This window comes from Rhodococcus sp. EPR-134, from assembly GCF_001647205.1.
Lineage (GTDB): Bacteria > Actinomycetota > Actinomycetes > Mycobacteriales > Mycobacteriaceae > Rhodococcus_F > Rhodococcus_F qingshengii.
The window spans coordinates 20,908-31,510 of record NZ_LVCT01000446.1 but is presented as its reverse complement, the minus strand read 5'-3'; the positions used below and the strand labels follow the sequence as shown (position 1 = coordinate 31,510).

Annotated in this window: 11 protein-coding genes and 1 pseudogene; 7 read left to right on the top strand and 5 right to left on the bottom strand. The window is 62.1% G+C overall.

What is annotated here, in order from left to right:
• The 5 genes and pseudogenes from A2J01_RS20815 to A2J01_RS20795 form a co-directional block, all read left to right on the top strand.
• Window positions 1-441 (top strand): VOC family protein (locus A2J01_RS20815; protein ID WP_064113474.1); only part of this gene is annotated, 441 nt, incomplete at its 5' end.
• Between the two features lie 109 nt (window positions 442-550).
• Window positions 551-1,513 carry an ABC transporter substrate-binding protein gene (locus A2J01_RS20810; protein WP_231915195.1) on the top strand — a complete coding sequence of 321 codons (963 nt, stop codon included), beginning with the start codon at window positions 551-553 and terminating at the stop codon, window positions 1,511-1,513.
• A gap of 153 nt (window positions 1,514-1,666) precedes the next feature.
• The gene (locus A2J01_RS20805) at window positions 1,667-2,365 is read left to right on the top strand and encodes a CPBP family intramembrane glutamic endopeptidase (protein ID WP_020908494.1); all 699 of its coding nucleotides are present in this window, start codon (window positions 1,667-1,669) and stop codon (window positions 2,363-2,365) included.
• A gap of 69 nt (window positions 2,366-2,434) precedes the next feature.
• Window positions 2,435-3,835 (top strand): annotated as a pseudogene (locus A2J01_RS20800) (amidohydrolase family protein).
• A gap of 1 nt (window position 3,836) precedes the next feature.
• Entirely contained in the window at window positions 3,837-4,778 is a 942-nt protein-coding gene (locus A2J01_RS20795) for an antibiotic biosynthesis monooxygenase (protein WP_064113473.1), read from the top strand.
• On the opposite strand, the gene A2J01_RS20790 is transcribed toward A2J01_RS20795, so the two are convergent.
• Window positions 4,766-4,996, bottom strand: coding sequence for a PLD nuclease N-terminal domain-containing protein (locus tag A2J01_RS20790; protein WP_064113477.1), 231 nt, complete (start codon window positions 4,994-4,996; stop codon window positions 4,766-4,768). The two genes, A2J01_RS20795 and A2J01_RS20790, sit on opposite strands and share 13 nt — an antisense overlap.
• Before the next feature lie 876 nt (window positions 4,997-5,872).
• Here A2J01_RS20790 and A2J01_RS20785 point away from each other — a divergent pair.
• On the top strand, window positions 5,873-6,655 hold the full coding sequence (locus A2J01_RS20785; protein WP_030536231.1) for a DUF1906 domain-containing protein: 783 nt from the start codon (window positions 5,873-5,875) through the stop codon (window positions 6,653-6,655).
• Here A2J01_RS20785 and A2J01_RS20780 read toward each other — a convergent pair.
• Both A2J01_RS20780 and A2J01_RS20775 read right to left on the bottom strand, forming a co-directional pair.
• The gene (locus tag A2J01_RS20780; RefSeq protein ID WP_007726289.1) at window positions 6,642-7,142 is read right to left on the bottom strand and encodes a nuclear transport factor 2 family protein; all 501 of its coding nucleotides are present in this window, start codon (window positions 7,140-7,142) and stop codon (window positions 6,642-6,644) included. The genes A2J01_RS20785 and A2J01_RS20780 overlap by 14 nt on opposite strands.
• A 235-nt stretch (window positions 7,143-7,377) precedes the next feature.
• Window positions 7,378-8,808 carry an MFS transporter gene (locus A2J01_RS20775; RefSeq protein ID WP_047270338.1) on the bottom strand — a complete coding sequence of 477 codons (1,431 nt, stop codon included), beginning with the start codon at window positions 8,806-8,808 and terminating at the stop codon, window positions 7,378-7,380.
• An 85-nt stretch (window positions 8,809-8,893) separates the two neighbouring features.
• Here A2J01_RS20775 and A2J01_RS20770 point away from each other — a divergent pair, with 85 nt between their 5' ends.
• On the top strand, window positions 8,894-9,352 hold the full coding sequence (locus A2J01_RS20770) for a MarR family winged helix-turn-helix transcriptional regulator (protein ID WP_003945257.1): 459 nt from the start codon (window positions 8,894-8,896) through the stop codon (window positions 9,350-9,352).
• Here A2J01_RS20770 and A2J01_RS20765 read toward each other — a convergent pair.
• Both A2J01_RS20765 and A2J01_RS20760 read right to left on the bottom strand, forming a co-directional pair.
• A complete protein-coding gene (locus A2J01_RS20765; RefSeq protein WP_042448789.1) occupies window positions 9,343-9,741 on the bottom strand; it encodes a hypothetical protein in 399 nt (132 codons plus the stop codon). The genes A2J01_RS20770 and A2J01_RS20765 overlap by 10 nt on opposite strands.
• Window positions 9,742-9,819: 78 nt before the next feature.
• Complete coding sequence (locus tag A2J01_RS20760) at window positions 9,820-10,563, bottom strand: Rv1157c family protein (RefSeq protein WP_003945233.1); 744 nt, start codon at window positions 10,561-10,563, stop codon at window positions 9,820-9,822.
• Window positions 10,564-10,603: the final 40 nt, after the last annotated feature.

Genomic DNA, 10,603 nt, shown 5'->3' with positions numbered 1-10,603 from the left:
GCAGAAGAAGCAGCCAACTTCTACATCTCGGTGTTCGGTTCCGGGCAGATACTCGGAATCGAAAGGTACGTCGAGGGATCGCCCTCCGGAATGCCGGCAGGCTCGGTGATGACCGTCAGCTTCGAACTCGGCGGTCAGCGATTCACCGGATTGAACGGCGGGCCGATGTTCACGTTCTCGGAAGCAGTGTCTTTCGAAATTCCGTGCGTCGATCAGGCTGAGGTCGATCACTACTGGTCCAGGCTGACCGAGGATGGGGAAGAGGGCCCGTGCGGATGGGCCAAGGACAAGTTCGGATTGTCCTGGCAGGTAGTCCCGAATCGCCTTCTCGAACTGATGAAGGATCCGGATCGGGCCAAGGCGCAACGCGCCACGGACGCGATGATGAAGATGAAGAAGATCGACATCGCGGAGCTCGAACGGGCCGCAGACGCGTCCTGAACACGATCTGGCCGATGGGCGACAGCCTTCGTTAGCTGATGCTAGCCTTCCCTAATTCTCGCTGAGCGTTGGAGGAGTGCTGGTAACCATGCGAATCAAAGTCTCTCGAATGAAGATTGCAGTCACCGCCTTGGCGGCCTCGCTCGCCGTCGCCGGACTTGCCGGCTGCAGCAGCGACAGCGCTGACGCACCCGCGGAGGCGGGAGCAACCGTCTCGACCATGTTCGGTGACGTCGAGGTCCCGGCCAACCCGGAGCGCGTCGTCGCGCTCGGTTGGTCGGACGCCGAGACGGCACTCGCTCTGGGCACTCAACCAGTGGGCGTCGCGGACTGGATGGCGTTCGGTGGCAAGGGCGTCGGACCCTGGATTGCGGACGAGTTCACCACGGACCCGAAGATCCTCGGAACCATGGACCTGAGCATCGAGGACGTCATTGCTCTCGACCCGGACCTGATTTTGTGGACGAGAAGCGACAACACGCAGGCCACCTACGACAAGCTCAGCGCCATCGCGCCGACGGTCGGGCCGCCGCCGGGTCTGTCCACTGCGTACGGGACGACGGTCGAGCAGCAGACCGAACTCGTCGCGAAGGCTCTCGGCAAGGAAGCAGAAGGAAAGGCGCTACTGTCCGGCCTCGACGCCAAGTTCGACGCTGCAATTGCCGCCAATCCGAGTTTTGCGGGTAAGACAGCGGCCGTCGGCGCCTACAGTACCGACGGTTACGGCGCGTACGTACCCGGCGACGCACGCGCAGACTTCATGACCCGTCTCGGCTTCACGATCCCGACGGCGATCACCGAAAAAGCCACCGGAAACTTCTACATCCCGGTTGCCAACGAGAACCTGAATCTGTTCGACGCCGACCTGACCGTGCTGTTCCCGATCTTCCTCGACAGCAGTGCGTTTGCGAACGATCCGCTACTGCGCGCAATCCCGTCGGCCCAGGAGGGACATCTGTTGATCCTCGATGACCCGGCACTCGTCAATGCGTTCTCGAGTGGCTCGGTACCGGGGTTGACCTACGCAATCGACAACGCCGTTCCGAAGTTTGCGAGCACGCTCGTCGCCTGATCAGAGCTGTTTCGGGACCTGCCCGTCACTGTGAGCGTGTTCGCAAACAGTGGCGGGCAGTTCTCGTGCGTCAGTACACTGGAAAAAGTGAACTTTCAGCTAACGAGCGGCGGCCCAGTGGAGATCGAAGCGACCGCTCCTCGTTTTCCGCGGATGCATGCATACGTGGATATCGCTGTTGTGATCGTGGTGCTGGTGGGAACCAATCTGATCGCGCATTTCACCACCGCCTGGGCAAGCATCGCGACGGTACCCATCTCTGCTCTCGTCCTGTTGGCGCTCACCAAGCGCCGGGGAATGGGGTGGGCGGAATTGGGGCTGTCCCCTCGTGACCTGCGGCGAGGTTCGAAGTACGCGCTTGCTGCCGTCGGCCTGGTGCTGACCGTTGTCGCCGTCGGCGCCCTGCTTCCGCTCACACGTCCTTTCTTCATGGCGGATCGCTACGCCACTATTTCCGGCGCGATCATCGCGTCGATGATCGTGATCCCGCTGCAGACCGTCATTCCCGAAGAGTTGGCTTTCCGTGGCGTCCTGCACGGCACGTTGAACCGGGTCAGTGGATTCCGCGGCGTCGCCGCTGCCGGTTCTCTGATGTTCGGACTGTGGCACATCGCGTCGTCGATGGGTTTGACCAGCGGTAACGAAGGGCTGTCCGGCTTTCTCGGTACCGGAGTCGTCGGCCAGGTCGCCGGCATCCTCGGAGCCGTTCTCGCCACCGCTGCGGCCGGTCTCGTATTCACCTGGCTTCGTCATCGCAGCGGCAGCCTCATTGCGCCGATTGCTCTGCATTGGTCGTTGAACGGTGCCGGTGCGCTGGCTGCGGCTCTTGTTTGGCATGCAACTCTTGCTTGATCCCAATATCTGACAAAAAGGACAGCATTCGCCGCGCGACGCCGGGTAGTTTTGTGCTTTGCTCAGTAAGTGACGCACCTTCATCGAGGCCATGTCTTCCACATCTCCGGTCGTCCGACGGTAGAGGATGCGGCGCAGTCGCTCGTCTCGATCCCCGACGGCGTCTTGGCGATCGACGATGCCGGAACGATCGTCTACTGCGGAGAATTCGGATCACTCCCGAGCGGTCTCGAAGGCGCTGAAACCCACGGCCACTGACCGGGTTTCCTGCTGCCCGGATTCGTCGATGCACACATTCATTTCCCGCAGACCTACGCCGGCGACGCATACGGCGGCGGCCAACTCCTCGAGTGGCTCGACCTGTGCGTCTTTCCCTCCGAATCGCGATTCGCTGATCCGGAGTTTGCCCAGCACGCTGCCGAGGCCTTCTGCGCTCGCCGAATCGCCACGGGAACCACGGCCGCGATGGTGTTCGGATCGGCCTTCCCGCACGCGCAGGACGCCCTGTTCTCGGAAACTCTGAAACGCGGCCTTCGGGTGGTCAGCGGACGTGGGGTTCAGACCACCGGCCCGGCCTCCGCCGCCGCGCTGATCACCTCGGAAGAGGACGCGATCAGACTCACCCGCGAGGAGATCGACAAGTGGCACGCGGCCGACACCGGCGACGTGAACACTGCGCTCGTTCACGTCGCAGTGGTTCCCCGCTTCTCTCTCGCGGTGACAACACGGACGCTGAAGGATTTGGGGGAGTTGTACGACTCCGTCCGTGACCGGGGCGTCTACTTCCACAGTCATCTCAACGAGAACAATCGGCCCGGAACCGGCGAGGTGGCAACCACACTCGCCGAGTACGAGGTCGAGACCTATCTCGACACGTACGACGGCAAGTTCCTCCCCGGCTCACAGGTCGGCGGAAAGAGCTTCCTGGGTCCACGCGCGATACTCGCGCACTCGGTGCACTGCCAGGACTCCGAACTCGCACGAATGGCCGAGACCGGAACCTCGATCGCACATTGCCCTACGTCCCAGCAGTTTCTCGGCTCCGGCACCATGCCGTGGAAACGAACCGTTGCGTCAGGGGTCAACATCGCGATCGGATCGGACTTCGGTGGCGGCGACGAGTGCCTGCTCACCCGAGTCCTCGGCGACGCCTTCAAGGTTCACATCTCCGAAGCCGGAGACGACGGAGTGTCGATGCACCCTGCCGAACTGCTGTTCACCGGAACACTCGCCGGTGCTCGCGCGCTGGACATGGAGAACCGGATCGGCAACTTCGACGAGGGCAAAGAGGCCGACTTCCTGGTGATCGATCCGTCCGGGTGGCCGCCGCTCGCCGGGCTCGTCAACTACGGAACGCGTTCGGATGATCCGATACTCGCCCGCGACCAGATGCTCTTCGGGCTCCTGATGGCGATGCGCGAGCCCGCGATTGCGCACGTGTACGTGCAAGGGCGCCGGATATCGGGCTGACGTGTCCGCAACTGCCATCACCGGGTACCACCGAACGAGTTCGGGATTCCGGGCGTGGGTCGAGCGTGCGGCCGAGACCGCCGGTCGATTCGACGGCTACCTGAGCTGTGGCATCAGTGATCAACCGGAACCGGTGTCGCACGGCGTGTCCGTCACTTTCGACAGTGCCGACGATCTTCATCGTTGGCTGGAGTCGACTGATCGCCGCGATCTCGAAAGATCAGCTGCTGCAACGGGAATTCTGGCGCAGACGAGTGATCTCGTTCTGATCGACGGCGTGCTGCCGCCGCCCGGTATCGGTGTGTACGACCACGCCGTCGTCGTGGGTAAGGAGAACGAGTTTCTGCGAACGCAACGACACCTCATCGATCTCAGTTCGCGATTCTCCGGCTACGAGTCGGTGATGTTGTTGCGGTCGGTCACCGACTCCACCCAGTGGAAGTCCGTCCTTCGGTTTCGGACAGAACAGCAGTTGGCGGTGTGGATGGCGTCGCCCGAGAGGGCCGCAGCACTACCGAAACTGCGGGCCGAGTTGGCCGAGGACTTCACCGAGACCACGCGGTCGACACCGTTCGGCACCATTCTGCGCACGGAGAACGGGCAGACTCGCGCGACGCCGAATTGGAAGACGGCGATGATCATCCTGCTCGTCCTCTATCCGACGGTGATGACGCTGTCGAGGTTTCTCGGGCCGCTGCTCGACGGGATCGGAGCGCCGCCGTGGCTGTCGATGTGGTTGAGCCAGATAGTCAGCGTCGGCGCCATGACGTGGTTCCTGATGCCGACGGTCACCAGGTGGTTCCGCCACTGGCTCGACCCGGTCGACGGCGCCGTTCCCCGCACCAACTGGCGCGGTGGCGCAGCGGTAATTGCGGTGTACGTCGTGACTCTGACGCTCGTCGCCTCCGTGAAGTGGCTGCAGTTCTGGGACTACTTCGACTGAATCCGGCCTCGGCGGAAGTAGGTGAGCGGTCCGAAGAAGTTGACGAAGATGATCGCCGCCCACTTCTTCTTGCTGCCGTTGACCGTATCGGCAGGGCGTCGCGCCAGGTCGGTCCACGCTGCGATCGCCAACAGGGACTGAATCGTTGCGAGCAGGGAGACGACGCGGCGCTGCGCGGGTGACAGCTCACTCCAGGAATCCTTTTTTGTGAGGTTCATGAACTCCACTGTGCCCTCGAACGTCCAATCGGTGTCGAGATCCGGTTGTTATCGGTGCCGGGAGTTCCTCAAATCAGTGTGAATAGCGTCACCATGATGACCGATAGGTACTGTCTCGCGGGCCGTCGGGACGGTCGTTTTCGGCGTAAAGATCTCGCTAACTCGAACTGTGGCTGAATGTTTGCGCCCGCACTAAGCTCGCGTGGCTACATTGCCGCGGGGGATTTGGCCAATCTGCTGGTACGCCCTCTATCGGGAGCAACACCCATCCCGTTAAGTAAGGCTTGCCAATCTTGTGGTCGGCCTACAGGTTTGATGCTGCTCGGTAGCTGCTATCGGGAATGATGTTCGGAATACGTCAATAAATCGTCCTTAGGTGACAGTTTGATCACTGCCGGTGGGTGTTACCTGTGTGTATGTCCGCGCCCCGAAGGGGTCGAAATGTAACGTCCCGGACACATTTGGTGTCGCGGAAGTAACGGAAGGCCTCTACTCTTATCGCCAGCAGCCACTCACGTGGCGGCAATCCTCTGGACCGTATCTTCGACAGGAGCACATCGCATGAGCAGCGCAGAATTCTCGGATGCCTTCACCTTCCTCAACGACTTCTTCAGCAACGCGTCTGATCTCTTCAGCGCTCTGAGCTTCTTCACCTCGCTCAGCTGATAGCTTCCGGCCGCTAGGCCGACTCAGTGGCCCCCGAAGGCGATGCCTTCGGGGGCCACTGTTGTCTGTCAGGCGTCCAATTTGGTGACAATGTGAGCATTGTTGACCAAGTGCATGGCGGGGTTGATGTGACTGTGGTGGAATGCGAGCGAAAGAAGATAGCTTGCCTGCCCGCCACTTCGAGCGGGACACGCCGATGATCGGAGCTTTGTGCACGTCTCGCGAAGAAACCTCTTCAAGTACGCAGCGGCTGGATCGGCGGCTGCCGGACTCGCTGCATTGAGCGGTACGACGTCGGTGGCCAATGCCGGTTCGCTCGGGACCCTGCTCGATTACGCCGCCGGTGTGCCGTCCGCTCAGGCGATAAAGGCCGCCGGGTATGCGGGCGCCATTCGATACGTCTCGGACAGGCGCCCGGGCGCCGATTGGATGGTCGGCAAGCCCGTACTGGCGCGGGAAACCGACGCGTTGACCGCGGCCGGACTTCAAGTCGTTTCTTGCTATCAATTCGGCAAGGGCGGAACGGCGGACTGGCGCGGGGCCCGCGAAGCGGGCAAGCGTCATGCTGCCCGTGGCCTCGAACTACATGCGGCGGCTGGTGGGCCGTCCGGTCGGCCGATCTACGCGTCGATCGACGACAACCCGACCACTACTGAAATCACTACGCTGATCACGCCGTACCTCGAGGGGTGGGCCTCGGTTGTCGGCAACGGAGCGCTCGGCGTCTACGGAAACACTCGCGTGATCGACGCCATGATCAGTGCCGGCGTCGGAACCTGGTTCTGGCAGCACAATTGGGGCTCGCCCGCAGGGTATGTGCACCCGCGGGCAAACCTGCATCAGTTCGAGATCGACAAGCGCAAGGTCGACGGCGTCGGCGTGGATCTGAACTCGATCCTCACTCGGGACTACGGGCAGTGGTCGTTGGCCGGTGCGGTCGGTCCGGCTCAGCCGGTCGGATCCTCGTTGCCGACAGGATCTATCGCACCATAGCGCCGAATTTGGCGAGCCAGGCCTTGGCGTCGTCGGGGAGGGTGCCCGCTGCTTCCGCGGCGAGGCACCATGCTTTTGCCATCGACAGGAAGTTCATCGGGTTGTAGGCGTCTTCTTCGCGAGACCACAGTCCGTTGCCGGCGTAGTGCAGGATCGTGATGTTGGCGGCTCCGTGCTTGGATCCGTCACCCGGATCCTCCATCGGGTTGTCGATCTCGCACACGATCCATCCGCGCTGCTCGTCGACCACGAACCAGTTGGCTGGAAATTCGGTCATGCGGTGCCCCGGGAACTCCGTCATCGTGCGAGTAACCCACTTGCGTACGGCCTCTCGGCCATTGAGGGTGCCGAAAGCGTGTTCCACGTAGACGACGTCCTCGGTGAACATGTCCGCGAAGGCGTTCCAATCGCCGGAACGAGTGCACTCGACAACGGTGTTCTGGTAACCCGCGAAGGCGTCTTCGAGTTCGGTGCGTGTCCAGGTCATGAAAGGCTCCTCGGGTAGTCGTCGCCTCAAATTAGAACACGTTGCAGAATTGATTGTCGGCGATTCGATGCAGGAGGGTTCTGCGGTACCGTCGTTGGCGGGTCGGGGACCCGTTATGTGAGAGGGCACCACGTGGATATCATCATCAATTTCATCTACACACTTCTGTCGAAGTTGCAGACGGGCAGCATCGAAGGCTCTTCGGAGAAGTGAGTCCTCCGCCGGGTTGATTCCCCTACGAGACTTTCTGTTTGGGAATCAACCCGGCGAACACCATCGTCACGACGGCGGCGGCGATGGAGATCAGGAACGTGGCACGAAACGCCTCGAACGAGGGGATCACTGCGGTGCCGACGGTGATGGTCATTCCGGCCAGGACGACGCTCACGATCGCGGCAGACGTCGACGTGCCGATCGATCGCATCAGTGAGTTCAGTCCGTTCGCGGCTGCAGATTCCGTGATGGGGACTGCGCCCATGATCAAGGCCGGCATGGCCGAGTACGAGAGCCCGACGCCCGCTCCGATGAACATTCCGGCCACGGCGACCTGCCAGACGCTCGACACCGTGAAATATGCGAAGGCGTAACCCAATCCGATGACCAGGGCGCCGAGCATCAACGTGATTCGCGGGCCGCGCCAAGCCGAAATTCGAGCGGAGACGGGCGAGAGCGCCATCATGACGAGTCCGCCGGGGGCCAGTGCGAGCCCCGCTGCAACCATGGACAGTCCGAGTCCGTAACCGGTGGACGTCGGTGCCATGAGCAGTTGGGGGAGCGTCAGGGAATTGCCGTACATGGCAAAACCGACGGCGATCGACGCGAAGTTGGTGAAGAGAACTTGCGGCCGGGCCGATACGCGGAGGTCCACCAGCGGTGCGTTGCGTCGAAGTTCCCACCATCCCCACATCAGGAAGCTGAGCGCGGAAACCGCAAGGAGCCCCAGGGTTTTCGCGTCGCTCCATCCCCAGGTTCCGCCCTTGGTGATGGGGAGTAACAGGGTGATCAGACCAACGGTGAGGCCGAGCGCACCGACGAAGTCGAAACGTCCCGGGCGTCGTACGGTCGATTCGGGAATGACGAACGCAACCAGTGCGATGCAGATCAGCCCGAACACTGCCGATGTGACGAAGAGGAAGTGCCAGTTGGCATTCTGGGCGATCACCGCGGCGATCGGCAGTCCGATCGCACCGCCGACGCCGAGGGTGGCGCTCATGACCGCCATCGCGCCGGCCACTTTCTTCGGTGGAAGAACGTCACGAATGATGGCTATGCCCAATGGAATTGCCCCGACCGATGCTCCTTGAAGTGCACGGCCGACAACGAGCACGATCAGTGATGGTGCGATCGCGCAGATGGCCGAGCCCAGAACGACCATCGCGAGACTGACCAGCAGCATTCGTTTCTTGCCGAACATGTCGCCGAGGCGCCCGCTGATCGGCGTGATCACCGCGGCGGCGAGGAGTGTTGCGGTGACCGCCCATGAGGTGTCGGCGGGAGTGGAGTTCAACAGGTGCGGCAATTGCGGAATGATGGGGACTACCAGCGTCTGCATCAAGGCGACGACGATTCCGCACAGTCCTAGAACGGTGAGCACTGGACCCGAGGATGCGTAGTTCGTGTCGGGGATTTTCTCGTCGACATTGGACGACCCTGCGTGAACGGACATGCGGCTCCCGCCATGGCGTGTTCTGATTGGTGCGTTCGCCCCAGTGTGCACGCTACACATCGTGTGTAGTCTGCACAATATGAGGATGGACCGGGACCCTGATCTGGTGAATATCGAGTACGAGTTGACTCTGCTCTCGCGTTACCACGCGCTCGCACAACGGGCCGAACTTCATCTGGACCGGTCGGCGTATCTACTGCTCGGTCGACTGGAATTGCAACATCCCATGAGCCTCAAGGAGCTCTCCTGCGCTTTCTCGCTCGACATCTCCACCATCAACCGGCAGATCGGCGCGCTGAGGCGTCAGGGCTTGGTGGAGCGAGTGGAGGATCCGGACGGAGGGCTCGCGCGAAAGGTCCGGCCGACGGCGCAGGGGCTGTCGAAACTTCGTGCTGATCGCGAACATTCGACAGCCGGTGTCGAAAAGGTCCTCCGCGAGTGGACGCCGGAGCAGCGTCTCGCGCTCGGTGACCTACTGCGGCAATTCAATACCTCGGTCGAAGCGCTGGAAGGCCGCGAATGGCCGCGACCGAATCAGGTCTGAGAGTGCGAGACGGATCGTAGTGAGCGGTCCGGATCGCTCGAATCCGATTCCGGCGCAATGACAACAAGTTTCGGGTGTTCTTCGGGGGCTGCATGATTTCCACGCCAGGAGAGCAGTGACCAACGTGAGAGACCGGACAGCGCGGACCCGAGACTGGCGAACGAGCCCGAACTCAGGACCGACGCCGTAGACCCGATGCTTCCGATCGAAAGAAAAGAGCCGACGCTACCGATCGACAGGATCGAGTACGCCGATCCGATCGAGAGAATGGACCCCTCGGATCGGATGGACAGTATCGATCGCGTCGACTTGTGTGACCGTATCGACTGGTCTGGGCCGGATTTCTTCTCTGGACGACCGTGCGTGATGTCCACTCGTAGATGTCCCATCTATCGGGTCTATCACGGTGATCGGAGATGCAAAAGGGACCCACCGAAATTCGGTGGGTCCCTTTCACAAGACTTCGATCAAGCTACCGCGAACATGCCCACGGTCGGAAGGAAGCTGCAGGTGATGCGATCTGCGCCTTCCGGCTGGGTGGTCAGCGAACCGCTGATCACCGAGAGAACGCGTCCGGGGCCGGTATCGGCGATAGCCGACAGAGTGGCTGGGCCGTCCGGGTTGATGCGTGCGGCGTTGGTCAAGTTCTGGGTGGCGCTGCGCTGGTTGTCGATGTTGACCCAGGTGACGGTCATCGGCACCGGCTGGTCGTCGACGGCGGGAGCCGTACCGAGAGCGGTGAAGACGAATCCGGCCTGACCGGCAGCGGGACCGGGAGGAGGCAGGTGAGCCGGGCCGGGAACGGCAAGTGCGGTTCCGACCGAATCGGCGGTGGCCGAGATGCAGCCCTTGCCAAGCGTCGGGTAGAGGAACTGCGCGATGACGGGGGCGTTCTCGTCCGGGATCGCCGGTCCGCCGCCGCCGCTGCCGTCGAGGAAGGTGATGACCTTCTCGAGGGTGGCCTTGATCTCGGGCGGAATGCCTGGGGAGTTCAGGATCGCGCGAGCCTGGTCGAGCAACGCTTGCTGCGGTCCGCCTGCAACATCGGCCGGACCTGCGGCGGCGCCGATGATGGCGGGCGCAAACGATGCGAGGAACTCGATCGGCACACTTTCGGGTGCGGGCGGTGCTGCCGGATCGGCCATTGCCTGTGCCGGCAATGCCAGTCCTGCTACTGCGGCAATAGCGACGGCGGTGAACGCCTTTCGCATACCTCGGGTTCGAAGCACTGTTTCCCCATCCTTAGTCATA

What these genes read in the sequence shown, in the direction of transcription:
- A2J01_RS20790 (WP_064113477.1), bottom strand. Translation starts at nt 4,996, where the DNA reads ATGAACCTCACAAAAAAGGATTCCTGGAGTGAGCTGTCACCCGCGCAG.
- A2J01_RS20770 (WP_003945257.1), top strand. Translation starts at nt 8,894, where the DNA reads ATGGACCGGGACCCTGATCTGGTGAATATCGAGTACGAGTTGACTCTG.
- A2J01_RS20805 (WP_020908494.1), top strand. Translation starts at nt 1,667, where the DNA reads ATGCATGCATACGTGGATATCGCTGTTGTGATCGTGGTGCTGGTGGGA.
- A2J01_RS20775 (WP_047270338.1), bottom strand. Translation starts at nt 8,808, where the DNA reads ATGTCCGTTCACGCAGGGTCGTCCAATGTCGACGAGAAAATCCCCGAC.
- A2J01_RS20810 (WP_231915195.1), top strand. Translation starts at nt 551, where the DNA reads ATGAAGATTGCAGTCACCGCCTTGGCGGCCTCGCTCGCCGTCGCCGGA.
- A2J01_RS20780 (WP_007726289.1), bottom strand. Translation starts at nt 7,142, where the DNA reads ATGACCTGGACACGCACCGAACTCGAAGACGCCTTCGCGGGTTACCAG.
- A2J01_RS20760 (WP_003945233.1), bottom strand. Translation starts at nt 10,563, where the DNA reads ATGCGAAAGGCGTTCACCGCCGTCGCTATTGCCGCAGTAGCAGGACTG.
- A2J01_RS20765 (WP_042448789.1), bottom strand. Translation starts at nt 9,741, where the DNA reads ATGGGACATCTACGAGTGGACATCACGCACGGTCGTCCAGAGAAGAAA.